At 65.1% G+C, this 23,171-nt stretch carries 22 protein-coding genes, 1 tRNA gene and 1 pseudogene; 14 read left to right on the forward strand and 10 right to left on the reverse strand.

What is annotated here, in order from left to right; all coding sequences use genetic code 11:
• Positions 1 to 110: 110 nt before the first annotated feature.
• The 7 genes from DFR45_RS12265 to DFR45_RS14560 all read right to left on the reverse strand — a co-directional run bounded on the left by DFR45_RS12265 (position 111) and on the right by DFR45_RS14560 (position 6,910).
• Entirely contained in the window at positions 111 to 827 is a 717-nt protein-coding gene (locus DFR45_RS12265; protein WP_114484037.1) for an RNA polymerase sigma factor FliA, read from the reverse strand.
• A complete protein-coding gene (locus DFR45_RS12270; protein ID WP_114484038.1) occupies positions 827 to 1,633 on the reverse strand; it encodes a hypothetical protein in 807 nt (268 codons plus the stop codon). Before DFR45_RS12270 ends, DFR45_RS12265 begins: the two co-directional genes overlap by 1 nt.
• A complete protein-coding gene (gene flhF / locus DFR45_RS12275) occupies positions 1,626 to 3,131 on the reverse strand; it encodes a flagellar biosynthesis GTPase FlhF (protein WP_114484039.1) in 1,506 nt (501 codons plus the stop codon). Before flhF ends, DFR45_RS12270 begins: the two co-directional genes overlap by 8 nt.
• Positions 3,128 to 5,224: a flagellar biosynthesis protein FlhA gene (gene flhA, locus DFR45_RS12280; RefSeq protein WP_114484040.1), complete on the reverse strand. Its 2,097-nt coding sequence runs from the start codon at positions 5,222 to 5,224 to the stop codon at positions 3,128 to 3,130. Before flhA ends, flhF begins: the two co-directional genes overlap by 4 nt.
• Positions 5,221 to 6,375, reverse strand: coding sequence for an EscU/YscU/HrcU family type III secretion system export apparatus switch protein (locus DFR45_RS12285; RefSeq protein ID WP_114484041.1), 1,155 nt, complete (start codon positions 6,373 to 6,375; stop codon positions 5,221 to 5,223). Before DFR45_RS12285 ends, flhA begins: the two co-directional genes overlap by 4 nt.
• A gap of 178 nt (positions 6,376 to 6,553) precedes the next feature.
• Positions 6,554 to 6,630, reverse strand: a tRNA-Met gene (locus tag DFR45_RS12290).
• A gap of 130 nt (positions 6,631 to 6,760) precedes the next feature.
• Positions 6,761 to 6,910, reverse strand: a complete 150-nt coding sequence (locus DFR45_RS14560) for a hypothetical protein (protein WP_170132855.1) — start codon at positions 6,908 to 6,910, stop codon at positions 6,761 to 6,763.
• 123 nt (positions 6,911 to 7,033) lie between these two features.
• Between DFR45_RS14560 and rpmH the strand changes: the two genes are divergently transcribed.
• From rpmH to DFR45_RS12345, 12 genes and pseudogenes are all read left to right on the forward strand, one after another.
• Entirely contained in the window at positions 7,034 to 7,168 is a 135-nt protein-coding gene (rpmH, locus tag DFR45_RS12295) for a 50S ribosomal protein L34 (RefSeq protein ID WP_114484042.1), read from the forward strand.
• Between the two features lie 54 nt (positions 7,169 to 7,222).
• Positions 7,223 to 7,705: a ribonuclease P protein component gene (locus DFR45_RS12300; protein WP_114484043.1), complete on the forward strand. Its 483-nt coding sequence runs from the start codon at positions 7,223 to 7,225 to the stop codon at positions 7,703 to 7,705.
• The gene (gene yidD / locus DFR45_RS12305; protein WP_114484044.1) at positions 7,702 to 7,998 is read left to right on the forward strand and encodes a membrane protein insertion efficiency factor YidD; all 297 of its coding nucleotides are present in this window, start codon (positions 7,702 to 7,704) and stop codon (positions 7,996 to 7,998) included. The genes DFR45_RS12300 and yidD overlap by 4 nt, the downstream gene beginning before the upstream one ends.
• Positions 7,995 to 9,698: a membrane protein insertase YidC gene (gene yidC / locus DFR45_RS12310; RefSeq protein WP_114484045.1), complete on the forward strand. Its 1,704-nt coding sequence runs from the start codon at positions 7,995 to 7,997 to the stop codon at positions 9,696 to 9,698. Before yidD ends, yidC begins: the two co-directional genes overlap by 4 nt.
• A 109-nt stretch (positions 9,699 to 9,807) precedes the next feature.
• Positions 9,808 to 11,232 carry a tRNA uridine-5-carboxymethylaminomethyl(34) synthesis GTPase MnmE gene (gene mnmE, locus DFR45_RS12315; RefSeq protein ID WP_114484046.1) on the forward strand — a complete coding sequence of 475 codons (1,425 nt, stop codon included), beginning with the start codon at positions 9,808 to 9,810 and terminating at the stop codon, positions 11,230 to 11,232.
• An 88-nt stretch (positions 11,233 to 11,320) separates the two neighbouring features.
• Entirely contained in the window at positions 11,321 to 11,863 is a 543-nt protein-coding gene (locus tag DFR45_RS12320; RefSeq protein WP_241659446.1) for a TlpA family protein disulfide reductase, read from the forward strand.
• Between the two features lie 168 nt (positions 11,864 to 12,031).
• On the forward strand, positions 12,032 to 12,475 hold the full coding sequence (gene accB, locus DFR45_RS12325) for an acetyl-CoA carboxylase biotin carboxyl carrier protein (protein WP_114484048.1): 444 nt from the start codon (positions 12,032 to 12,034) through the stop codon (positions 12,473 to 12,475).
• A gap of 224 nt (positions 12,476 to 12,699) precedes the next feature.
• Positions 12,700 to 14,049 (forward strand): acetyl-CoA carboxylase biotin carboxylase subunit, encoded by a 1,350-nt coding sequence (gene accC, locus DFR45_RS12330; protein ID WP_114484049.1) that lies wholly within the window; start codon positions 12,700 to 12,702, stop codon positions 14,047 to 14,049.
• A 37-nt stretch (positions 14,050 to 14,086) separates the two neighbouring features.
• Positions 14,087 to 15,004, forward strand: coding sequence for a 50S ribosomal protein L11 methyltransferase (prmA, locus tag DFR45_RS12335; protein WP_114484050.1), 918 nt, complete (start codon positions 14,087 to 14,089; stop codon positions 15,002 to 15,004).
• A 65-nt stretch (positions 15,005 to 15,069) separates the two neighbouring features.
• Positions 15,070 to 15,135, forward strand: a pseudogene (locus DFR45_RS14825) (MJ0042-type zinc finger domain-containing protein); the annotation flags it as partial.
• Positions 15,136 to 15,450: 315 nt separating this feature from the next.
• A complete protein-coding gene (locus DFR45_RS12340) occupies positions 15,451 to 16,332 on the forward strand; it encodes a DUF3426 domain-containing protein (protein WP_241659450.1) in 882 nt (293 codons plus the stop codon).
• Positions 16,333 to 16,355: 23 nt separating this feature from the next.
• Positions 16,356 to 17,252, forward strand: a complete 897-nt coding sequence (locus DFR45_RS12345; RefSeq protein WP_114484052.1) for a carbohydrate kinase family protein — start codon at positions 16,356 to 16,358, stop codon at positions 17,250 to 17,252.
• 28 nt (positions 17,253 to 17,280) lie between these two features.
• On the opposite strand, the gene purB is transcribed toward DFR45_RS12345, so the two are convergent.
• Positions 17,281 to 18,660: an adenylosuccinate lyase gene (purB, locus tag DFR45_RS12350; RefSeq protein WP_114484053.1), complete on the reverse strand. Its 1,380-nt coding sequence runs from the start codon at positions 18,658 to 18,660 to the stop codon at positions 17,281 to 17,283.
• Positions 18,661 to 18,763: 103 nt separating this feature from the next.
• On the opposite strand from purB, the gene DFR45_RS12355 reads away from it, so the two are divergent.
• Both DFR45_RS12355 and DFR45_RS12360 read left to right on the forward strand, forming a co-directional pair.
• Entirely contained in the window at positions 18,764 to 19,384 is a 621-nt protein-coding gene (locus DFR45_RS12355; protein ID WP_114484054.1) for a glutathione S-transferase family protein, read from the forward strand.
• 78 nt (positions 19,385 to 19,462) lie between these two features.
• Positions 19,463 to 20,764 (forward strand): YbfB/YjiJ family MFS transporter, encoded by a 1,302-nt coding sequence (locus DFR45_RS12360; RefSeq protein WP_114484103.1) that lies wholly within the window; start codon positions 19,463 to 19,465, stop codon positions 20,762 to 20,764.
• Positions 20,765 to 20,770: 6 nt separating this feature from the next.
• Here DFR45_RS12360 and gstA read toward each other — a convergent pair whose 3' ends face one another.
• Both gstA and DFR45_RS12370 read right to left on the reverse strand, forming a co-directional pair.
• Positions 20,771 to 21,379, reverse strand: coding sequence for a glutathione transferase GstA (gene gstA, locus DFR45_RS12365; protein WP_114484055.1), 609 nt, complete (start codon positions 21,377 to 21,379; stop codon positions 20,771 to 20,773).
• 183 nt (positions 21,380 to 21,562) lie between these two features.
• Positions 21,563 to 22,990 (reverse strand): FAD-binding oxidoreductase, encoded by a 1,428-nt coding sequence (locus tag DFR45_RS12370; RefSeq protein ID WP_114484056.1) that lies wholly within the window; start codon positions 22,988 to 22,990, stop codon positions 21,563 to 21,565.
• Between the last annotated feature and the right edge of the window lie 181 nt (positions 22,991 to 23,171).

Below are 23,171 nucleotides of genomic sequence, written 5' to 3' on the forward strand. Positions count from 1 at the left end.
GTCGAGTTCGCTCTCCATTTCTTGGGGTTCGTCTCGTTCAGGAGGAAGACTTGAATTATCCGATAGATTGGGATTTTATTGACACAGTCAAACTAATGGACAATCTGGGTTCAATGCTGGCGCATCTTGGAGCGCAGGCGCGCGATGGCCTGGCTGTGCAGCTGGCACACGCGCGACTCGGTCACGCCGAGCACGGCAGCGATCTCTTTGAGGTTCATGTCGTGCTCGTAATACATGCTCATCACGTACTGCTCGCGCTCGGGCAGGTTTTCGATGGCTTGCACCAGCGCTTTGCGCAAGCGCTGGTCGCGCAAAATGTGCTGCGGGTCGGCCGCTTCGTTGGCCACGTGGCGGTCGAGAAAGGCGTCTTCTTCTTCGCTGCCATGGCCCATGTCTTCGAGGTAGATGAGCTGCGTGCCACGCACCTTGCCCAGCAGGCTTTGGTAGTCGGCCAGCGACAAACCCATCTCCGCTGCGATCTCCGACTCCTTGGGGCTGCGCCCGAGCCTTTGCTCCAGCCGGTGCACGGCGTTTTCGATGTCTTTCTGGCTTTTGCGTGCGCTGCGTGACATCCAGTCGGACTCGCGCAGCTCGTCGAGCATGGCACCGCGAATGCGCTGCGCGGCAAAGGTCTCGAACTGCACGCCTTGCGCCGCTTCGTAGCGCGAGAGCGCATCCGCAAGACCCATCATGCCAACCTGGATCAAGTCGTCGAGCTCGACGTTCGGCGGCAGCTTGGCGATCATGTGGTGCGCAATGCGCCGCACCAGCGGCAGGTGCTGGCGCAGCAAGGCGTCGCGGTCGAGCTGGCCTTTGGCGGTGTACATCAATTCAATGCCTCCGAACGAAATGCGCCGGTGTATCGCGGGGCGGTCTGAGGCGCGGACGCGCTGCCGTGGACGGCCTCGATGGTTCCTGCATTTTCGAGCAATTGCAAGGCCAGGCGCTGCACGTCTTGGGGGTTGTGCGGCTCGATGATCGCCGTGCGCACGAGCCCGCCCAGGTATTGCGCGGCGCAGCGCTGCAGATTGTCCAAAGCCGTCTGCGCCTGGGCGCGCTGTGCCGCAGCGCCGCGCTCGAGCAGCGCCACCACCCGGCTCGTCAAACCCGCGTGCACAGCGAATTGCTTGGCGCTGTGATAGGCCGCGAGCATGGCCGCCTCGCCGGGCGGCATGAACACCAGCGGCATGGTCACCGTTTGGGCCAGCAAGACAGCGAGCCACTCGGCCGGCGCAAGCAACACCACGACGCCATAGGCTCTGAAATACGGCAGCAAGCCTTGTAGGGGCGGTGCCCCGGCCTGCTGTGCCAGACGCAGCAGGCGCGGCAGCCCGCGCGCCGCAGGCAGCACGGCGAGCGCGGCACTGCTGTGCGTGCTCGGCGCCAGGCGGTCTTGCCACGGTGCTTGCTGCAGCAAGTGCAGCAGACCTGGCACGTCCTGGGATTCGCCCGCCGTGCCATCGAGTACGAGCACCGGGCCGGCCAGCTTTTGCAAGGCGCCGCAGACATGCCAAAGCGCTTCCAGCGCCTCGCGTGCACCGTACTCGGGGCTTGCGACACCCAGCACGCGCAATGGGGTCTGCGGCATGAAGCGGTGCAGGCCGGCGCCTTGGTGGAAACAGGCTTCAAGCATCGACCAGCCCTCCCTGGAATGCCAGGTGCTCGCGCGCAGGGGTGAAGAAAAAGTTCAACTCCGACTCTTTGGGGTCGAAGGCCGATTTCACGGGGGCACGCATGGACAAATTGATGAGCTTGTGCGCATCGGCGTTTTCCCAGTCCTCGGGCACACGCTGGCCATTGGTCACGCCGCGCAGCACCATCTGGTGGCGGATCAGCGCGTCGAGCGCGGGCCCGAGCTTCACGGCCTCATCGACCTTGGAGAGGATGGCCTGCTGCGAGCCCGTGGTCTTGAAGCCCGTGAGCACGTCGTCGAGCGTGTCGCCATGGCCGCCGGCATTGAGCACCAGCAGCCTTTGCACGTTGGGCAGGTCGAGCACGTCGAGCATGTCACGCTTGCGCGGATCGCGCGGCGCGATGCCGGTGGTGTCGATCAACACCATCTTCTTGCCGCTCAAGAGCCCGAGCAGATCCTGCAGCGCCGCGCGGTCGTGCGCGAGGTGGGCGACGATGCCCAGCATGCGGCCGTAAGTGCGCAGCTGCTCGTGGGCGCCGACCCGGTAGGTGTCCAGCGTGATCAACCCCACGCTCGCGGGGCCGTACAGGCGCGCGCACAGGGCCGCGAGCTTGGCCGTGGTGGTGGTCTTGCCTACGCCCGTCGCCCCCACGAGGGCATAGATGCCGCCTTCTTCGTACAGCGCCGGCCCCTGTTCGTCGGTTTTGAGGTTGCGTTGCAGCACCTCCATGAGCCAGCGCAAGGCATCGCCAGCGCCATAGTCTTCGGGCAGGCGTTCGAGCACCGCGCGCGCCAATGCAGCCGAATAGCCGGCGCGGATGAGTTTGAGCATGAGGTTGGACTGGATCGGGTTTTGCCGCGCCTGCCCCAGCCAGGCCAGGGTGTTGAAGCGGTCTTCGATCAGCGCCTTCATGGACTGCAATTCGCTCATCAGCTGGTGCTGGCTCGCCTCGGCAGCGGCCACCGCCGGGGCCTCGGTGCGACGGCGCGGCGCGGGCTCGGGCGGTAAGTCCATGGGAATGCTGCGCAGCGGATTGTGCCGGGCCACCGCCGCAGCGGCGGGTGATGCTGCCGGCGCAGGCTTCGTGGCCTGGGTGCGCGCGGCTTGCGGTGCGGGGGCCTCGCCGTGCAAGGCTTCATGGCGCCGGCGCAGCATGCGCTCACGCACGTAGTCCTGGAACGATAGCGTGCTCATGGCGAGCTGTTCGGTATCTTGCTCGACCTGGGCGCGCACGGACTGCGCGTCGGAGTGCGCGGCCTTGCCGGCGCTGCGCTGCACGGCTGGGCCGCGCGACGCGGAAGCATTTCCATGCGCGGACTGGTGCGCTGCCGCTGCCGCGCCGTCGAGCGCCGCCAAGGCGTCTTCACCGGTGGCGACCACTTCGACGCCATGCTCGGTGGCGCGGTTCGAGAGAATGATGGTTCCTTCGCCGAAAGCCATGCGGGCCTTGGCCAGAGCCTCGCGTGCCGTGGGGGCCAAAAAGCGTTGGATGTTCATGGGTTGGCTCCTTGCAGGATAGGGCCGATGCGAATCGTGTGGGTTTCAGGAATTTCGCTGTGCGCCAGGACGTGCAGGCGGGGTGCGGCACGGCGCACGAGGCGTGCCACGGCCATGCGGATCTGGTCGGGCACGAGCAGACACGCGGGCAAGCCCATCTCTTCCTGCTTTTGCGCGGCCTCGGCGGCCTTTTGCATCAGCAGGTCGGCCACGCCGGGGTCGAGTGCCGGGCCGGACGCACCCCCCAGGGCTTGCACGAGCAGACGCTCGAGGCCGGGCTCGATGGCGATCACGGGCAGCTCGCGCGTCGGGCCGAAGATCTGCTGCACGATCGCGGGTGCCAGCGCGATGCGCACGCGCCGCGCGAGTTCCACCGGATCGCTGATGCTGCCCGCGTATTCGGCCAGCGTCTCGATGATGCTGCGGATGTCGCGGATGTGCACCGACTCTTCCAGCAGCAGCTGCAAGACCTTCTGGAACGTCGTGATGGAAACCATTTTGGGGACCACTTCCTCGATGAGCTTGGGCGCCAGCTTGGCCACGTGCTCCACGAGCTGCTGCGTCTCGGTACGGCTCAGGAGCTTGGCGGCGTGCACTTGCATCAAGTGTGACAAATGCGTGGCGATCACGGTTTCCGAATCAACGACGGTAAAACCGGCCATTTGCGCCGCTTCCTTCTGGCGCTCGTCGATCCAGTGCGCGGGCAGGCCGAAGGCCGGGTCGGTGGTGGGCGTGCCGATCAGCGGCGTGCTGATGCCACCCGGGTTGATCGCCAGGTACATCCCGGGGAAGGCCTCGCCCTCGCCCACCACCACGCCGCGCAGCGTGATGCGGTAGCCGTTGGGCTTGAGCTCGAGGTTGTCGCGCACGTGCACCGCAGGCGGCAAAAAGCCCACCTCCTGCGCAAACTTGCGCCGCACGCCCTTGATGCGCGTGAGCAGGTCGCCCTGGCGGTTCTTGTCCACGAGTGTGATCAGGCGGTAGCCCAGCTCCAGGCCGAGCAGATCGACGGGCTGCAGGTCGTCCCAGGTGGCTTCGCCGTCGCTCACGGGCGCTGGCGGTGCCGGCTCGGTCGGGGGTGGTTCTTGCTGCTTGCGGTGCATGGCCCAAGCGGCGTAGCCCAGCAGGCTGCCCATGCCAAGGAACACCAGGTTGGGCATGCCCGGGATCAGGCCCAGCAGCAGCAAGATCGCCGCCGCCACGGCAAACACGCGCGGCGAGGTGAAGAGTTGCTGCACGATCTGCTGCCCGACCTCATCCTCCTTGCCCACGCGCGAGATCACCATGGCCGCGGCCACGGAGATCAAAAGCGCCGGAATCTGCGCGACGAGCGCGTCACCAATGGCCAGCAGGATGTAGCTGTTGGCCGCCTCGGTGGCCGAAAGGCCATGTTGCAGCACGCCGACCGCAAAGCCGCCCACGATGTTGATGAGCAAAATCAAAATGCCCGCCACCGCGTCGCCGCGCACGAACTTCGAGGCACCGTCCATGGAGCCGAAGAAGTTGGCCTCCTCGGCCACCTCGGCGCGGCGGCGCTTGGCCTCTTTTTCGTCGATCAGGCCGGCGCTGAGGTCGGCGTCCACGGCCATCTGCTTGCCCGGCATGGCGTCGAGCGTGAAGCGCGCCGAAACTTCGGCGATGCGCTCGGCGCCCTTGGTCACGACGATGAAATTGATCACCACCAGAATCGCAAACACGATCAGGCCCACGGCAAAATTGCCGCCGATCAGAAAGTGCCCAAAGGCCTCGATCACCGCCCCTGCCGCGCCGGGGCCGGTATGCCCCTGCAGCAGCACCATGCGCGTCGACGCCACGTTGAGCGACAGGCGCATCAGCGTGGTCAGCAACAGCACCGAAGGAAAAGACGCAAAGTCCAGCGGCCGCACCATGTAGGCCGCGGCCATCATCACCATGAGCGCGACGGCGATGTTGAAGGTAAAGAAGGTGTCGAGCAGCCACGCCGGGATGGGCAACACCATCAGGCCCAGGATCGCCACCACGAGCAGCGGCGCCACCAAACCCTGCAGCATCGTGCCATTGCCGCCGACCCATTGCTGCAGCGATTGCTGCCAGGATTTCACGGCGGCGTTCATGCGCGGTCTCCGGCGGTATGTGCACGCTGCAGCGGATCGAGCTCGGGCGGCACCTCGGGCGGCACGAGCGCGTCGGGCATCTTGCCTTCACCACGCAGCGCCGCCTTGAGGCGATAGACGTAGGCCAGCACCTGCGCCACGGCGGCATAGAGTGCGGGCGGAATGCCCTGCTCGAGCTCGGCATGCGCGTACAGCGCGCGCGCCAGCATGGGCGCTTGCAGCACCGGGATGCCGTGGCTCGTGGCGAGGTCGCGGATGCGCATCGCGACCAGGTCGGTGCCGCGCGCGATCACCTGCGGCGCGTCCATGGCGGCCTCGTCGTAGCGCAGCGCCACGGCGTAGTGGGTGGGGTTCATGAGCACGAAGTCGGCCTTGGGCACGGCGGCCACGCTGGCGCGGTCGGCAATCTCGCGCTGGCGTTGGCGGATGCGGCCCTTGATCTGCGGGTTGCCGTCGGACTCTTTGTGCTCCTGCTTGACTTCCTCGTGCGACATGCGGCGCTGCGCCTTGAAGAAGTAGGCCTGCAGCGGCACGTCGATGGCCGCGGCCAAAAACACCACGAGCAAAAGCAAGCCCATGCCTTCGGTGAGCCACTGCCCCGCCAAGCCGAGCGCCGCCGGCGCGGGCAGCAACACGAGTTGCGCCACACGGCCCAGGCTGCCGGAAAGGTGCTTCCAGGCCACGAAGATCAGCACCGTGCTCAGCAGCAGCATCTTCGCGACCTGTGCGAGCTGCTGCTTGGTGAACAGGTTGCCCACGCCCGTCAGGGGGTTGAGGCGATTGAACTGCGGCGTGATCGGCTTGAAGCTGAACACCCAGCCGCCCGCGCCGATGGCGCTGAGCACCGCCGCCCCGCCGGTGAGCGCGGCAAACAGGGCGCTCGCGAGCAGCCCGATCCAGGCCATGTCCTGCAGCCGGGTGAACATGCTCGCGGGCGCGAGCACGGTGGCCGCATCGAACGCGAGCTGGCGCTCGAGGGCGCGCTGCAAATGACCTATCAGCGCGGGCGCGGCGACGAGCAACACCACCGCCCCGGTCCCCAAAATGGCCAGATGCGCCAGATCGCGAGAGCGCGCTGCCTGACCATCCTCACGCGCTTTTTGCAGCTTGCGCTCGGAGGCCGGCAGGTTTCTTTCTTGACTGGATTCCATGGTGGCGACAAAAAACCGACGTGGATAGTGATGTGTCGGTCATTGTCTTGTGCCACTCGAAAATCTAAAGCCCGATAAGCGGGCGCTGCGGCCCCCTTTTTGGCGGGCAAAGCACGCGCGATGGCAAAGAAAAAGCCCGTACAACGCAATGTTGATACGGGCTGAGTGCTAAAAAAAGTGGTGGCGCTTCACGGATTCGAACCGCGGACCTGTGGATTATGATTCCATCGCTCTAACCGACTGAGCTAAAGCGCCAGAGCCGATAATTATAACGAAACTTCCAGGCAGGAGCAAAAATTCTGCGGCGCAATGCCATTGCGCTTCGTTGCTACGGGCGGGTTGCTGCCGGGGGCTTGGTTTGGGCTCGCGGCGTCGGGCGTTCATGTCATTGCCCTGCGCTGCATTGCCAGATCGCCTGGAGCAGGTGATAATCGCGGGTTTTCTCGAGCTTGGATGGGGTTTTTGGCTTGACGCCGGCTTGGCGCTTGCGCGAGATCGGTGCGAAGGTCGTGCACGCTCCTTGCGCTTTTGTCATGGACAAGCATCGTTTGGGCCATGCACTGCGCACCCGTGGGTGCGACGCCGTGTTCATCGTTGCATCGGCCCGGCCCCGCAGCCTCCATTGCTTTTTTCATCTATTTTTGTAGGGAACCACACCATGAAGCGTACTTACCAACCGTCCAAAACGCGCCGCGCCCGCACCCACGGGTTTCTGGTGCGCATGAAAACCCGTAGCGGCCGGGCCATCATCAATGCACGCCGCGCCAAAGGGCGCAAACGCCTGGCGGTCTGAGGTCGAGGGCCATCGCGGCAGGCATGGGGCTTGGGCCCGGTGAGCCCAGCGCATATGCAGCGGCTCCGAACCCGCCCCCAATTCCAAGCCGCTTTGAAAGGGGCCATTGTGGCGCGCACGCCGCATTTTGTGCTGCATGCCTGGGGCTGTACCGATGATTTTGGTGCGTCGGATGCGGGGCGCACAGAAATGTCGGCACAGGACGATCCACGCGCGGTATTCGACGGCCCCTTTCCTCCCAGCGGCATTTTGCTTGGCGCGATGGTGCCCAAGCGTTGGGCCCGTCGCGCCGTTACGCGCAATGCCATTCGGCGCCAAATCTATGCAGTGGCTGCAGCTTATGAAGACCGCATGGCGTCGGCGGCTTATGTCGTGCGCTTGCGCTCCACGTTCGATCGGCAACGATTCGTCAGCGCCACATCCGAGCCCTTGCGCCGTGCCGTGCGCGCCGAATTGGAGCAACTTTTTGCGCAGGCCGCCCGGCGTTGCCCGACGGGCGCGGGCCAGGTGCGCAAGATGACCGAGGTCGCGCCATGATGCGTCGGTTGCTGATGGCCCTCGTCAAGGCCTATCGATTACTGCTGAGCCCCTGGCTGGGCTCGGCGTGCCGTTTCGAGCCGACCTGTTCGGCTTATGCGCTGCAGGCGCTCGAGCGTTACGGTGCCCTCGGCGGGAGCTACCTTACACTGCGCCGTCTCGCGCGCTGTCAGCCCTGGTGTGACGGCGGCCATGATCCGCTACCGCAAGAACTGCCTCGCGGCATGCGCTGGTTTTCACGGCGGCAGTCGTCCGCTACCCCATCCTCTTCGCCAAAGAAGAAGTCTTCATGAGTGATATCCGCCGCACCATCCTTTGGGTCATTTTTGGTTTCTCCTTGGTTTTGCTGTGGGATAAATGGCAAATTCACAACGGTAAACCTGCCACCTTCTTTCCCTCGGCAACGCCTGTCGCGGCGCCTGCGCCCCAGCATGCCGCGAGCACATCGACGGCCTCCGCGCCGGGTGCGGTGCCTGGCATGGTCACGCCAAATGCCGCGCCCGTCCCCGGCGCGCAGGACAAGCCGGCGCTGCCGCACGAGCGCGTTGCGGTCGAAACCGATGTCTATCGCTTGCAATTTGATAGTGAAGGTGGCACGCTGGTATTCGCCGAATTGCGCAAATATGCCGATTTGGCAGACAAATCCAGGAATTTCGTTCTTTTCGACCAGAGCCCTAGCCGCGTCTATTTGCCGCAAAGTGGCCTGATCGGTGCGGCGGACCCCAGCGGCTGGCCCACGCACAAAACGCCCATGCGCCTGATGCCCGGCCCGCGCACCCTGCAGGACGGGCAAAACACTTTGAGTATTCGCTTCGAATCGCCCGATTTGGGTGGCGTCAAGCTCATCAAGACCTGGACGCTCAAGCGCGGTGCCTACGATATGCAGGTCAGGCACGAGGTGGTCAACACCGGAAGCACTGCGGTAGCGCCGCAGCTGTATCTGCAGCTCGTGCGTGACGGCAACAAGCCGCCAGGGGAATCCTCGTTTTATTCGACCTTCACGGGCCCGGCGATCTACACCGAGGCCAAGAAATACCAGAAGATCGAATTCAAGAACATCGATGCCGGCAAGGTCGAGATCGAAAAATCGGCCACCAATGGCTACGTCGCGATGGTGCAGCACTACTTCGCTTCTGCCTGGCTGTTGCCCGAGGGCACGCCGCGCGAGTTTTTCGTGCGCAAGGTGAGCGACAACCTCTATGCGGTCGGCATGCTCACGTCTTTGGGCACCATCGCCCCGGGCGCAAGCCAAGCCGTCGAAGCACGCCTGTTCGCAGGGCCGGAGATCGAGAAAATGCTCGAAGCCCTGGCGCCCGGTCTGGAACTGGTCAAGGACTATGGCTGGCTCACCATTCTCGCCAAGCCGCTGTATTGGTTGCTCGACCACCTGCACAAGCTGCTCGGCAACTGGGGCTGGTCCATCGTGGCGCTGGTGGTGCTGCTCAAGCTCGCGTTTTACTGGCTCAACGCCAAAGCCTACGCGAGCATGGCCAAGATGAAGGCCATCAACCCCCGGATCATGGAGATGCGCGAGCGCCTCAAGGACAATCCGCAGCAGATGCAGATGGAGATGATGCGCATCTACCGCGAGGAAAAGGTCAACCCGCTGGGTGGCTGCCTGCCCATCGTGATCCAGATTCCCGTGTTCATCGCGCTGTATTGGGTGCTGCTGTCGAGTGTGGAGATGCGCAATGCGCCCTGGATCGGCTGGATCCAGGACCTTTCCTCGCCCGACCCCTACTTCATCCTGCCGCTGCTCATGACGGCGAGCTCGCTGCTGCAGACGGCCCTGAACCCCGCGCCGCCCGACCCCATGCAGGCCAAGATGATGTGGTTCATGCCGCTGATCTTCAGCGTGATGTTCTTCTTCTTCCCGTCGGGCCTGGTGCTCTACTGGCTCACGAACAACCTTCTGTCGATCGCGCAGCAGTGGCTCATCAACCACCGCATGGGTGTGCCCTTGCGCCTGAATCTGCCCAGGTTCAAAGGATGAATTGAGCGTCGCATTGCGAAGGCCGCTTTGCGCGGCCTTTTTCTTCTGCGCTCGCCCCTTCCCGCTCCCTGGCACGCGCTCCTCCAGCTCGCGTCGCTACACTGCCTCCATGCTTGCACGCCACGCCGACCCCATCGTCGCCATCGCCACGGCGCCCGGCCGGGGTGCCGTGGGGATCGTGCGCGTCTCTGGCAAGCAGTTGGAGAGTCTTGTGCAGGCGCTGTGCGGCCGCAGCCTGCGCCCGCGCGAGGCCGCCTACCTGCCTTTTCTGGACGCCCGCGGCGAGCCCATAGACCAAGGGCTGGCGCTGTTCTTTCCCGCGCCGCGCAGCTACACCGGCGAAGACATTCTGGAATTGCAGGCGCACGGCGGCCCTGTGGTGTTGCAACTGCTGCTTGCGCGCTGCCTGGAAGCGGCCGCAGAGCCCGATCCCGCGACGGGCGCGCCGCGGCTGCCGGGTCTGCGGGTGGCGCAACCTGGCGAATTCACCGAGCGTGCCTTTCTCAACGGCAAGATCGACCTGGCGCAAGCCGAGGCAGTGGCCGACCTGATCGATGCGAGCACCGAGGCCGCAGCGCGCAGCGCGGGCCGCTCGTTGAGCGGGGCGTTTTCGCACGAGGTGCAACTGCTGCGCGACGCGCTGATCCAGCTGCGCATGCTGGTCGAGGCCACGCTCGACTTTCCTGAAGAAGAAATCGACTTCTTGCGCAGCTCGGATGCGCGTGGACAGCTACAACGATTGCAGCAACGACTGGCGCAAGTGATGCAACGCACGCAGCAGGGCGCGCTGCTGCGCGAGGGCATCAAAGTCGTGATCGCAGGGCAGCCCAATGCCGGCAAGAGTTCGCTGCTCAACGCGCTCGCGGGCGCCGAGCTCGCCATCGTCACGCCCATCGCCGGCACCACGCGCGACCGCGTGCAGCAGACCATCCAGATCGAAGGCGTGCCGCTGCACGTGATCGACACCGCGGGCCTGCGTGAAAGCAGCGACGAAGTCGAGCGCATGGGCATCGCGCGCACCTGGGAAGCCATTGCGGACGCCGATGCCGTACTTTTTCTGCACGACCTCACGCGCGCCGCGGAGCGCGAATACCAGGACGGCGACGCCGCCATAGAAAGTGCCCTGGTGCAACGCTTGCCACCGCAGGTGCCCATCATCGATGTCTGGAACAAAAGCGACTGCGCGCCGCAGACCGAAGGGCCTCGACAAAGCCCGGCGCGGCCGGCCATCGTGCTTTCGGCCCGCACGGGGCAAGGCCTGGACAGCCTGCGCCAAACCTTGCTGCAAGTCGCAGGTTGGCAAACGGCGGCCGAAGGCGTTTACCTTGCCCGCACACGGCATATACAAGCGCTGCAGACGGTACAGCACCATTTGCACCAAGCGGCTTTGCTGCTGGACACTCCGGACCTGCCGCTGGACTTGCTCGCCGAAGAGTTGCGTCTTGCGCAAAACGCCCTGGGCACGCTGACGGGAGAATTCACATCGGAAGATTTGCTCGGGGTGATTTTTTCGCGCTTTTGCATCGGCAAGTGATACCGTGTGCAGAAAATGCCCGGCTTGTCGTATCGCCCGCCCCGCTCGTTTTGCCGTTCCCCACGTTATGCCCCCACTCGACCCCCCCATGACATCTGCAGCGGCTACGCGCCGCCGTCTGCTGTTCGCAGGCATTGCGGTGGCAGCGACGCTCGGCGGCGCGGCCCTGGCGTGGCGCAAGCTGCGGCTTGCGGAAGTGTCTGCGACGGCCGAAGCCGCCCTCTGGACGCAAGCTTTCGACACGCCCGGCAGTGGTGGCCGGTTGGAGATGCGCAGCTTTGCGGGCCGTCCCCTGCTGCTCAACTTCTGGGCCACCTGGTGCCCCCCATGCATCGCCGAATTGCCGCTGCTGGACGCGTTTTACCGCACGCACCGCAGCGCCGGCTGGCAAGTGCTCGGGCTGGCGATCGATCAAGCGGCTTCGGTACGCAACTTCTTGCAGCGCCAGCCCGTGGCCTTTCCCATCGGGTTGGCGTCGCAAGGCGGCATCGAGCTCGCGCGCACCTTGGGCAATACGGCGGGTGGATTGCCCTTTACGGTGGTTTTCGACGCCTCGGGCAAGGTGCGGCACCGTAAAATCGGGCAAGCGAGCCCTGCTGACTTGCAGCAATGGGCCGCCAGCATCGGCTGAGACGCGCCATAGCGAACGGAAAGCGCACGAAAGCAGCGCACAAGCCTCTCACACCAAGCGTTGAGCGCGAAATTTGCGCACGATCACGAAAAATATCTTCCAAACCGTGCAAAAGGGCGAAATTGCAGTAAATTCGCGCCCTCTCGTTTTACTGCCGTCGGAGCATTCATGGACTTACGGAAACTCAAAACCTTGATCGATCTCGTGTCTGAATCAAACGTCTCGGAGCTCGAGATCACGGAGGCAGAAGGCAAGGTGCGCATCGTCAAAGGTGGTGCAACCATGGTTCAGCAATACGTGCCGGTGGCAGCACCCGCGGCCCCGGCGGCAGCGCCTGCCGCTGCGGCTGCCGAACTGCCCGCGCCCACGGCCTTGCCGGGCCATGTGGTCAAGTCGCCCATGGTGGGCACGTTCTACCGTGCGCCCAGCCCCGGCGCCAAGCCCTTCGTCGAGGTGGGCAGCCAAGTCAAAGAAGGCGACACGCTGTGCATCATCGAGGCGATGAAGATCCTCAACGAAATCGAAGCCGACAAAGCCGGCACCGTTACGCGCATCCTGTGCGAAAACGGGCAGGCCGTGGAATACGGACAGCCGCTGTTCGTGATCGAGTAAGGCGGCGCATGTTCAAAAAGATACTGATCGCCAACCGCGGGGGTCATGCCACAGGCATGGCGAAGCAAATTGCCCTGGCACGCGCAGCGTGCGGGCGATGAGCCGCGGGAGAAACCATGTTCAAAAAGATACTGATCGCCAACCGCGGGGGTCATGCCACAGGCATGGCGAAGCAAATTGCCCTGGCACGCGCAGCGTGCGGGCGATGAGCCGCGGGAGAAACCATGTTCAAAAAGATACTGATCGCCAACCGCGGCGAAATCGCCCTCCGCATCCAGCGCGCCTGCCAGGAGCTCGGCGTCAAAGCCGTGATGGTCTATTCCGAGGCCGACCGCGAAGCCAAATACGTCAAGCTTGCCGAAGAAGCCGTGTGCATAGGCCCTGCGCCTTCGCCGCTGAGTTACCTCAACATGCCGGCCATCATTTCGGCCGCTGAAGTGACCGACGCCGAGGCCATCCATCCCGGGTACGGTTTTTTGAGCGAGAACGCCGATTTTGCCGAGCGCGTCGAAAAGAGCGGCTTCGAATTCATCGGCCCGAGTCCCGAGTCCATCCGCATCATGGGCGACAAGGTTTCGGCCAAACAGGCCATGATCAAGGCCGGCGTGCCTTGCGTGCCGGGCTCGGAAGGGGCATTGCCAGATGACCCCGTGCAGATCCGTCGCATTGCGCGCGCCGTGGGGTACCCGGTGATCATCAAGGCGGCCGGCGGTGGTGGCGGGCGGGGGATGCGCGTGGTGCACACCGAGGCGGCGTTGATCAACGCCGTGCAAACCACCAAGTCCGAAGCGGCAGCGGCCTTTGGCAACCCTTCGGTTTACCTGGAAAAATTCCTGCAAAACCCGCGCCATATCGAAATCCAGGTGCTTGCCGACAAGCACCGCAATGCCGTCTATCTGGGCGAGCGCGACTGCTCCATGCAGCGGCGCCACCAAAAGGTGATCGAAGAGGCCCCCGCGCCCGACATTCCGCGCCGGCTCATCGAGCGCATCGGCGAGCGCTGCGTGGCCGCGTGCAAGAAAATCGGCTACCGCGGCGCGGGTACGTTCGAGTTCCTGTACGAAAACGGCGAGTTCTACTTCATCGAGATGAACACGCGCGTGCAGGTCGAGCACCCCGTCACCGAATGGATCACCGGCATAGACATCGTGCGCACGCAAATCCTCGTTGCGGCGGGCGAAAAGCTGCCGTTCACACAGCGCCAGATCCAGTTGCGCGGCCATGCGATCGAGTGCCGCATCAATGCCGAAGACGCGTACAAATTCACCCCCTCGCCGGGCCGCGTCACGATGTGGCATCCGCCCGGCGGGCCGGGCGTGCGTGTCGATTCGCACGTCTATACCAACTACTACGTGCCGCCGAACTACGACTCGATGATCGGCAAAATCATCACGCACGGCGATACTCGCGAACAGGCGCTCGCGCGCATGCGCACGGCGCTTGCCGAAACGGTGGTCGAGGGCATACAGACCAACATCCCGCTGCACCGCGAGATGCTCGTGGATGCCAAATTCGTCGCCGGTGGCACGAGCATCCATTACCTCGAGGAATGGCTCGAGCAGCACAAGCGCTGAAACGCTTTCCCTCTTCTTTCTATCGCGTTTTCCTCTTATGTTTGAGCTGCACCTGCTGTGTCCTGAAGACCGTGTCGAAGCCGTGAGTGAAGCCCTGGAGGCGCTCGGGGCGCAGAGCGTGGCGGTGGAAGATGCGGATGCGCAAACCGAGGCCGAGCAGGCGCTCTTTGGCGAGCCGGGCATGCCGCCGCCGCGCGAAGGCTGGCAGCACAGCCGCCTGCATGCCTTGTTTGCTACCGAAGAAGAAGCGCAAAGGGCACGCCAGATCTTGCCTATGCAGGATTTCTTTGCCAATTGCGCGGTGCTCGAACTGACCCCTGTGCCGGACCAGGACTGGGTGCGCCTGACGCAAACGCAATTCGCCCCCGTGGAGATCACGCCCGACTTTTGGATCGTGCCAAGCTGGCACGACTTGCCGCCGCAGGCGCGGCGCAGCATCCGGCTCGATCCGGGGCTGGCCTTCGGCACCGGCACGCACCCCACCACGCGCATGTGCCTGCGCTGGATGGCGCGACAAGGAGCCCGCCCGAACGCAGCAGCCTCGCCCTTCGGGCGTGTGCTCGACTATGGCTGCGGCTCGGGCATCCTGGCGCTGGGCGCGGCAAAGCTCGGCGCCACCGAGATCGACGCCGTCGATATCGACCCTGCCGCCGTCCAGGCCACGCTGGAGAATGCGCGCGCCAACGACATCCAAGCCATGGGCGTGCAGCTGCGCGTGGGCTTGCCGGAGCTCGCGCAGGGCCCATACCAGACCGTGTTGGCCAACATCCTTGCGAGCCCGCTCAAGGTCTTGGCGCCTTTGCTGAGCGCTCACGTCGCGCCGGGCGGCGCGCTCGTGCTCGCCGGCATCCTCGAGCGCCAGGCGCAAGAGCTGCAAGAAGCCTACGCGCCCTGGATACGCCTCGAAGTCGCCGACAACGAGGACGGTTGGATTTTGATGACCGGCACGCGCTGACCCGCTCGCCAGCCTTCGGCGGTCGGGGATGGGCCCGCAAAGAGGGCGCCTACAATGGGCCGCTGATGAGCCAGATCACACGCTGCCCCTTTTGCGGAACCCGCTTCAGGGTCGTCGCCGACCAGCTGCGGGTTTCCGACGGCTGGGTGCGTTGTGGACGCTGCCATGAGATTTTCGACGCTGCCTCGCAACTCCTGACAGCGCAACCCCCGCCGCCACAAGCCCCCACCGCATCGCAGCGCGATGTGGGTGCAGCAAACCCGCCTGTGGGTGCCCCCGCTCCTGAGGGCTTGCTGCCCGGTGCCGCGGCGCCTGCGCTGGCGCAGGCGCCTTCAGCACCGCGAGACGAGGGGGGCGTGCCAGCGTTCTTGCTGCGCACCGAGGCAAAGCCGCATCAGGCACCCCCGCAGGCGGCATCCCCTCCCGGGGCTGCGGTATCGGCTGCTATGTCCGAGGCCTCGCACGTACCAGCGCAGAGGGTACAGGAGGAGCAGGAGGAGCAGGAGGGCTATGAGCTTCCATTCGCCGAGCTGCGCGATTCTGGCTGGCCCGAGGAGTTGGAGGGTGGTGATGCGGCGCTCGAGGTGCAACCCGCGGGGTCAGGGACGGGCAAGCAACACGCCCTTGGCGACGCACCCCCACCCGAAACGGCGGCCAGAAGGCATGCCGCGCCCACCAGTGAGGCCACACCACAGGTCGAAGCGGCTGCGCTTTTCGACGCCTCTGCCGAAGAATTGCTCGTGCCAGCGCAAACCCTGCCACCCCCGCACCTGGAGGAGGCTTGGCCCGCGGCCAAAGAACGGCCGGCGGACCATGAGCCGGGCTTCGTGCGCGCCGCGCGGCGCAAAGCATTTTGGCGGCGGCCGTGGGTGCGTGCGGTGTTGGCGCTGCTCTCTTTGGTTTTGCTGGGTACGCTCGCGCTGCAGATCATCGTGCAGCAGCGCGACACCATTGCTGCCACGGCGCCGGCCGCGCGGCCGCTGCTGCAAGGTTTGTGTGCTGCGTTGGACTGCAGTGTGGCGCCTTTGCGCAGCATCACCGACGTGGTGATCGAAAGTTCATCTTTCATCAAAGGGCGGGGCGACAGTTATCGGCTCGCCGTGACCCTGCAAAATCGTGCGGCCCATCCTTTGGCGATGCCGGCTTTGGAGCTCACCGTGACCGATGCACAGGATCAGCCCGTCGCGCGCCGTGTGCTGTTGCCGCAAGACCTGGGCGCACCCGCAGAATTGCCCGCACATGGCGAGTGGCAGACCTCGGTCACGGTCGTCGTCACCACGGGTGGAGCGCGCGTGGTCGGCTATCGTCTTTTGGCTTTTTATCCCTGACTTTTTCAACCTCCTTTTCAACCATGGCCGCCCTCATTTGTGGTTCTCTCGCGTTCGACACCATCATGACGTTCGCGGGGCGTTTTGCCGAGCAGATCCTGCCCGACCAATTGCACATTCTCAATGTTTCGTTTCTGGTGCCGACCCTGCGGCGCGACTTCGGCGGCTGCGCGGGCAACATTGCCTATGGCCTGCGCTTGCTGGGCGGCACCCCATGGCCCATGGCGATGCTCGGCAGCGACGGCGGTGGCTATTTGCAGCGTTTGCAAGCGCTGGGCATTCCAACCGATCATGTCGGCGTGGCCGAAGATACCTACACGGCGCAGGCCATGATCATGACCGACCTCGACAACAACCAGATCACTGCGTTCCACCCTGGCGCAATGCAGCAAGCGCACGCCATGCGCGTCACGCCGCACCCGGATATGGCGCTGGCCATCATTGCGCCTGACGGCCGCGAGGCCATGCTGGAGCATGCCGAACAGCTCGCTGCGGCGCAGATTCCTTTCGTTTTCGATCCAGGGCAGGGCTTGCCGATGTTCGACGGGCGCGAGCTCGCGCGTTTCATCGAGCAAGCCAGCTGGGTCACGGTGAACGATTACGAGGGCAAGATGCTGTGCGAGCGCACAGGCTGGTCGCTTCGAGAAATCTCGCGCAAAGTGCGCGGTCTGGTCGTGACACTGGGCGCGCAAGGCTGTGAGGTCTGGGCGGAAGGGGCCAAGACGCATGTGCCGGCCGTCCAGCCCACGCAGGTCGTCGATCCCACGGGCTGCGGCGACGCCTGGCGCAGCGCCCTGCTGTATGGGCTCGAGCGCGGCTGGTCGCTGGCGCGCTGCGCAGCGCTGGGCAACCGCGTCGGTGCCATCAAGGTCGCCCAGCGCGGCCCGCAGAATTACACGCTCGATTTCCGCCCTGAATGAGCGCAGAAAGTGGCGCGCGGCCTGCGGCTCAGACGCGCCGCGCGAGTTCGGCGGCCTTGCCGATGTAGCTCGCCGGCGTCATGGCGAGCAGGCGGTTTTTTTCGGCCTCGGGAATCGCGAGGCTGCGGATCAAGTCCTGCATGGCGGTGGGCGTCACGGTCTTGCCACGCGTGACTTCCTTGAGCTTTTCATAAGCGCCCGAAACGCCGAAGCGGCGCAGCACGGTCTGGATGGGCTCGGCCAGCACCTCCCAGGCGGCGTCGAGGTCGCGCGCGAGCGCTTCTTCGTTGAGCTCCAGCTTGTCCAGGCCTGCGCGCAGCGATTGATAGGCCAGCGCCGCATGACCCAAAGCGACGCCAAGGTTGCGCAGCACCGTGCTGTCGGTGAGGTCGCGCTGCCAGCGGCTGATGGGCAGCTTCTCGCTCAGGTGGCGCAAGAGCGCGTTGGCCAAGCCCAGGTTGCCTTCGGCGTTTTCGAAGTCGATCGGGTTGACCTTGTGCGGCATGGTGCTGGAGCCGATCTCACCCGCCTTCAGGCGCTGCTTGAAGTAACCCAGGCTCACGTAACCCCAGATGTCGCGCGCGAGGTCGATGAGAATGGTGTTGGCGCGCGCCACGGCATCGAACAGCTCGGCCATGTAGTCGTGCGACTCGATCTGCGTGCTGTAGGGCTGAAAGTGCAGACCCAGGCCCTGCGGCTCGGGGGTTTCGATCACTTTGCGGCTGAACGCCTCCCAGTCGAAGTCGGGCCAGGCAGAAAGGTGCGCGTTGTAATTGCCCACGGCGCCGTTCATCTTGCCGAGGATTTTCACGTTGGCGATCGCGCTGCACGCGGCTTGCAGGCGCACCACGACGTTGGCCATCTCCTTGCCCACCGTGGTCGGGCTCGCGGTCTGGCCGTGGGTGCGGCTGAGCATGGGCACGGCGGCGTACTGGTGCGCCATCTCGCGCAGCTTGAGGACGACGCGGTCGAGCTCGGGCAGGATGACCTGGTCGCGCCCGGCGCGCAATTGCAAGGCATGCGCGGTGTTGTTGATGTCTTCGCTGGTGCAGGCAAAGTGCACGAACTCGGCAACCTTTTCGAGTTCGGGGCGGGCTTCGAATTTGGACTTGATCCAGTATTCGACGGCTTTGACGTCGTGGTTGGTGGTTTTTTCGATGTCTTTGATGGCGCGCGAATCCGCCTCGGAAAAGTTTTTCACGATCCCGAGCAGGTAGGTGCGCGCACCCGGGCTCAGCGGCTTGAATTCGGCAAAACCGGCGTCGGACAACGCGATGAACCACGTCACCTCGACCTGCACGCGGCGCTGCATGTAACCATGCTCGCTCATGATGGGGCGCAGGGCGGCGAGTTTTGCGGCGTAGCGGCCGTCGAGCGGCGAGAGGGCGGTCAGGGTCGAAAGGCTCATGGCGCGCCATTGTAGGGCGCGCGCATGGCCGCACTGCTCTCGATAGAATCGGTTGCAAATGGCTTCACACACCGACACTCCTGCGCGTAGCGCAAGCAAGACCATGAAACTCCTTGGCACGCTCACCAGTCCCTATGTGCGCAAAGTGCGCATCGTCCTCGCCGAGAAAAAGCTCGACTACCAGTTCGTGCTCGAAGACGTTTGGGCGCAGGACACCACCATCGCCAACGCCAATCCTTTGGGCAAGGTGCCGTGTCTGCTGCTCGAAGGAGATGAGGCCATGTTCGACTCGCGCGTGATCGTCGAATACCTCGACACGCTTTCGCCCGTGGGCAAGCTGATCCCCCCGCAAGGGCGCGAGCGCGCCGAAGTGAAGACCTGGGAGGCGCTCGCCGATGGGCTGCTCGACGCCGCCATCCTGGCCCGGCTCGAAGCCACGTGGCCCGGCCGTAAAGACAGCGAGCGCTGCCAAGCGTGGATAGACCGCCAGCTTGGCAAGACGCAGCAGGCGCTCAAGGCCATGAGCCTGGGGCTGGGCGACAAGCCTTATTGCAGCGGCATTCACCTGAGCCTGTCGGACATCGCCGTAGGCGTGGCGCTCGGCTGGCTGGAATTCCGCTTTCCGCAAATCACCTGGCGCACGCAGTATCCAAACCTTGGCAAGCTGCTCGACAAGCTGATGCAGCGCCCGAGCTTTGCCGACACCAGGCCACCGGCGGCCTGAGCCTGCGTTCACAGCGTGGGGGCGCGACGCCAAGGGCCGCGGCTGCAGGCGCGCGCGATTTTGCGCATGATGGCGCCCATGCAGACCGAAAATTCTGATCGTCTTTCGTTTCGCAGCGCGCTGTGGCTGGCCGTGGCCTTGTCGCTGGGCGCGGCGGTGTCGCTGGGCATCACGCGCTTTGCCTATGCGCTGATCTTGCCGCCCATGCGCGCCGACCTCGGCTGGTCTTACACCCTCGCCGGGGCCATGAACACCGCGAATGCGCTGGGTTACCTGCTGGGCGCGCTGGCCACGCCGCTTTTGCTGCGACGCCTGGCGCCGGGGGCGCTGCTGCTCGCCGGCAGCGTTCTGGGCACGCTGTTCATGGCGCTCAGCGGTTTTTTCGTAGCGCCAGCGCCTTTGCTCGCGCAGCGCCTGCTCGCGGGCGTGGCGAGTGCGCTGGTGTTCGTGACGGGCGGGCTGCTTGCGGCGCGGCTGGGCAGCGTGCAGGCGCGGCGCAGCGGTTTGCTGCTCGGGCTTTACTACGGCGGCGCGGGCTGGGGTATCAGCGCGTCGGCCTTGCTCGTGCCTGCGGTGCTGGCGCGCGCGCCCGGGCCGCATGCGTGGGCCTGGGCCTGGTGGGCGCTCGCGGGAGTTTGCGCGCTTGCCACGGCGGTACTGCGCTGGCCCGTGCGCGTGTTGCGCGGCCTGGACGCAGCGCCTGCCGCATCTGCAACGGCGGCTGCGGCCAGCGGCGCGCAGCCTCATGAGACGTCCGCCAACATGCAAGATGCGGCGTCCGCCAAGGCAGCCGGCACCGCGTCGGCCGCGCCGCCGCTGCGCTGGCGGGCATTGGCGCCGGCGCTCGCGGGTTATACCTTGTTCGGCGTGGGCTACATCGGCTACATGACCTTCGTCGTCGCGCTGCTGCGCGAGCAGGGGGCGAGCGGCGCGGCGGTGACGGTGTTCTACGCTTTGCTCGGGCTCGCGGTGCTGCTGTCTTCGCGCATCTGGGCGGGCCTGCTCGATCGTGCCAAGGGCGGCGGGGCGCTCGCGCTGCTCAACGCGCTGCTGGGCGTGGCCACGGTGCTGCCTGCGCTCACGGCCTGGTGGCCCGTGGTGCTGGCTTCGGGCCTGCTGTTTGGGGGGGTGTTCCTGTCGGTGGTGGCTTCGACCACCGCGCTGGTGCGCCACAACCTGCCGCCGGCGCGCTGGGCGCTGGGTATCAGCGCCTTCACGATCGTGTTTGCGGTGGGGCAGATCGTCGGGCCCACGGTGGTCGGCTGGATTGCCGACGGGCCCGGCGGCCTGGCGCGCGGCCTGGTGTTTTCGGCCTGTGCGCTGTGGCTCGGCGCGCTGCTCGCGGCGCGCCAGAAGCCACTCGGGCAAGTGATGACCTGAAGCGGCTTACTTCAGCAGCCCTTCGGCCTTGAGTGCAGCCTGCACGGCGGGACGAGCGCCCACGCGGGCCTGGTAGGCCTGCAGGTTGGCGAAGCCCGAAATATCGAGCTTGACATAACCCGTCCAGCTCAGCACGGTGAACAGGTAGCAATCGGCCACGCTGAACTGCGCGCCGAGCAGGTAGTCCTTGCCCGCGAGCTCGCCGTTGACCCAGGCCAGGCGCTTTTGCAGGTGCTCGCGCACCTGCGCGCGGTATTCGTCGGGCACACCGGGTTTGAACAGCGGGCCGAAGCTCTTGTGCAGCTCGCTCGAGATGAAGGACAGCCACTCCTGCAGGTGGTAGCGCGCCATGGTGCCGTTGGCCGGCGCGAGGTTTTTGCCGGGCACCTGGTCGGCGATGTATTGCACGATGACGCCGACTTCACGCAGACGCTCGCCGTTGTCGAGCTCGAGCACGGGCACGTAGCCCAGCGGGTTGATGGTGTAGAAATCGGTGCCGTCCTGCAGTTTGTGGCTTTGCAGGCTGGTGAGCACGGGCGTGAACGGCAGGCCGGCCTCTTGCAGCGCGATGTGCGGACACAGCGAGCAGGCGCCGGGGCTGTAGTAAAGCTTCATGAAGGGACTCCTTGGTTGTGTGGTTGAGGGCCTTGGATGTTATGCGGTTGGGCGAATTTTTGCTGGCGGGCGTGGTGCCCACACGCGCAGCAAGCAGGCTTGAATTTATAGTATTTTTGGCCTTTGGTGCTGGTATATCAAGCGTCAGCAGCTACCATTATGATAGTTTTTCGGGCCTTGGCATCACAAGCTGAAGATCTTGCCCGGGTTCATGATGTTCTTCGGGTCGAGCGCGCGCTTGATGCTGCGCATGACCTCGACCGCGCTGGTGCCGGTTTCTTCGAGCAAAAAGCCCATTTTGTGCAAGCCCACCCCGTGTTCGCCCGAGCAGGTGCCACCCATGCGCAGGGTGCGCGCCACGAGCTTGTGGTTCAGATCTTCGGCGAGCACGCGCTCCTGCGGCACGTTGGGGTCGATCAGAAAGCCGACGTGGAAGTTGCCGTCGCCCACGTGGCCGACCAAAAAGTAGGGGATGCCACTGGCTTCGACCTCGGCGATGGTTTCGAGGATGCAGTCCGCAAGCCGGCTGATGGGCACGCAGGTGTCGGTGCTGATCGGGCGCGCGCCGGGGCGCGACTGCAGGCCGGCGAACAAGGCGTTGTGCCGCGCCGACCACAGGCGTGTGCGCTCCTCGGGCGTGACCGCCCATTCGAAGTCCTGACCGCCGAATTCGCGCGCGATGCCTTGCACGGTCTGCGCCTGCTCTTCGACGCTCGCGGGCGTGCCGTGGAATTCCATGAGCAGCAAGGGCTCTTCGCGCAACGTGAGCTTGCTGTAGCGATTCAAGCAGGCGACCGTGCCCGCGTCGATCAACTCCACGCGCGCGATCGGCACGCCCAGCTGGATGGTCTGGATCACCGTGCGCACGGCGGCTTCCACGCTGGGGAACGAGCAGATCGCGGCCGAAATCGCCTCGGGCAAGGGGTACAGGCGCAGCGTGACTTCGGTGATCACGCCCAGCGTGCCTTCGCTGCCCACGTACAGGCGCGTGAGGTCGTAGCCGGCGCTGCTTTTTTTGGCGCGCGTGCCGGTGCGTATGACTTCGCCACTTGGCGTGACGACCTGCAGCGCAAGCACGTTTTCGCGCATGGTGCCGTAGCGCACGGCATTCGTGCCGCTGGCACGCGTGGAGCACATGCCGCCTATGCTCGCATCGGCGCCCGGGTCTATGGGAAAGAACAGGCCTGTGTGCTTGACGGCTTCGTTGAGCGTCTTGCGCGAGATACCCGGCTGCACCGTCACGGTGAGGTCGTCGGCATCGATCGAAAGCACCTGGTTCATGCGGCTCACGTCCAGGCTGATGCCGCCTTGCACGGCCAGCAGGTGTCCTTCGAGCGAGGAGCCGGCGCCGTAAGGGATCACGGGCACCTCGTACTCGCTCGCGAGGCGCACGGTGTCGGCCACGTCCTGCGTGCTTTGCGCAAAGACCACGGCGGTGGGCGGTGGGACGTCGAAGGGAGATTCATCACGCCCGTGCTGCTCGCGCACGGCGAGCGCGGTGGAGAGCTGCTCGGGGCCGAAGCGTGCGGCGAGCGCTTCGAGAAAGGCCTCAGGCACGGGGCGCTGGCGTACGTCGGGCAAGAGGTGGGCGATGGAGTTCGGGGCGTTCATGGCGTGTCTCCTCGAGGTGGGATTGGGTGCAAACGTGCAGATTACACCAATGCCGCAGTGTGCGTGGGGCAGGCTTTGGGGGCGCACGCACCCGCGTTTCACGTGAAACCAAGGCCCCTCCCCATGCTGCGCACGCCACGCAAAGGTGGGAAAATCGCGGCCCGGTTGCGCAAGCGGCACC

The sequence above is a fragment of the Extensimonas vulgaris genome (assembly GCF_003337425.1).
GTDB classification, from domain to species: domain Bacteria; phylum Pseudomonadota; class Gammaproteobacteria; order Burkholderiales; family Burkholderiaceae_C; genus Extensimonas; species Extensimonas vulgaris.

Excerpts from the sequence above, each read along its gene's own strand:
- DFR45_RS12265 (WP_114484037.1), bottom strand. The coding sequence starts at position 827 with ATGTACACCGCCAAAGGCCAGCTCGACCGCGACGCCTTGCTGCGCCAG.
- DFR45_RS12270 (WP_114484038.1), bottom strand. The coding sequence starts at position 1,633 with ATGCTTGAAGCCTGTTTCCACCAAGGCGCCGGCCTGCACCGCTTCATG.
- flhF (WP_114484039.1), bottom strand. The coding sequence starts at position 3,131 with ATGAACATCCAACGCTTTTTGGCCCCCACGGCACGCGAGGCTCTGGCC.
- flhA (WP_114484040.1), bottom strand. The coding sequence starts at position 5,224 with ATGAACGCCGCCGTGAAATCCTGGCAGCAATCGCTGCAGCAATGGGTC.
- DFR45_RS12285 (WP_114484041.1), bottom strand. The coding sequence starts at position 6,375 with ATGGAATCCAGTCAAGAAAGAAACCTGCCGGCCTCCGAGCGCAAGCTG.
- DFR45_RS14560 (WP_170132855.1), bottom strand. The coding sequence starts at position 6,910 with ATGACAAAAGCGCAAGGAGCGTGCACGACCTTCGCACCGATCTCGCGC.
- rpmH (WP_114484042.1), top strand. The coding sequence starts at position 7,034 with ATGAAGCGTACTTACCAACCGTCCAAAACGCGCCGCGCCCGCACCCAC.
- DFR45_RS12300 (WP_114484043.1), top strand. The coding sequence starts at position 7,223 with ATGCAGCGGCTCCGAACCCGCCCCCAATTCCAAGCCGCTTTGAAAGGG.
- yidD (WP_114484044.1), top strand. The coding sequence starts at position 7,702 with ATGATGCGTCGGTTGCTGATGGCCCTCGTCAAGGCCTATCGATTACTG.
- yidC (WP_114484045.1), top strand. The coding sequence starts at position 7,995 with ATGAGTGATATCCGCCGCACCATCCTTTGGGTCATTTTTGGTTTCTCC.
- mnmE (WP_114484046.1), top strand. The coding sequence starts at position 9,808 with ATGCTTGCACGCCACGCCGACCCCATCGTCGCCATCGCCACGGCGCCC.
- DFR45_RS12320 (WP_241659446.1), top strand. The coding sequence starts at position 11,321 with ATGACATCTGCAGCGGCTACGCGCCGCCGTCTGCTGTTCGCAGGCATT.
- accB (WP_114484048.1), top strand. The coding sequence starts at position 12,032 with ATGGACTTACGGAAACTCAAAACCTTGATCGATCTCGTGTCTGAATCA.
- accC (WP_114484049.1), top strand. The coding sequence starts at position 12,700 with ATGTTCAAAAAGATACTGATCGCCAACCGCGGCGAAATCGCCCTCCGC.
- prmA (WP_114484050.1), top strand. The coding sequence starts at position 14,087 with ATGTTTGAGCTGCACCTGCTGTGTCCTGAAGACCGTGTCGAAGCCGTG.
- DFR45_RS12340 (WP_241659450.1), top strand. The coding sequence starts at position 15,451 with ATGTCCGAGGCCTCGCACGTACCAGCGCAGAGGGTACAGGAGGAGCAG.
- DFR45_RS12345 (WP_114484052.1), top strand. The coding sequence starts at position 16,356 with ATGGCCGCCCTCATTTGTGGTTCTCTCGCGTTCGACACCATCATGACG.
- purB (WP_114484053.1), bottom strand. The coding sequence starts at position 18,660 with ATGAGCCTTTCGACCCTGACCGCCCTCTCGCCGCTCGACGGCCGCTAC.
- DFR45_RS12355 (WP_114484054.1), top strand. The coding sequence starts at position 18,764 with ATGAAACTCCTTGGCACGCTCACCAGTCCCTATGTGCGCAAAGTGCGC.
- DFR45_RS12360 (WP_114484103.1), top strand. The coding sequence starts at position 19,463 with ATGCAGACCGAAAATTCTGATCGTCTTTCGTTTCGCAGCGCGCTGTGG.
- gstA (WP_114484055.1), bottom strand. The coding sequence starts at position 21,379 with ATGAAGCTTTACTACAGCCCCGGCGCCTGCTCGCTGTGTCCGCACATC.
- DFR45_RS12370 (WP_114484056.1), bottom strand. The coding sequence starts at position 22,990 with ATGAACGCCCCGAACTCCATCGCCCACCTCTTGCCCGACGTACGCCAG.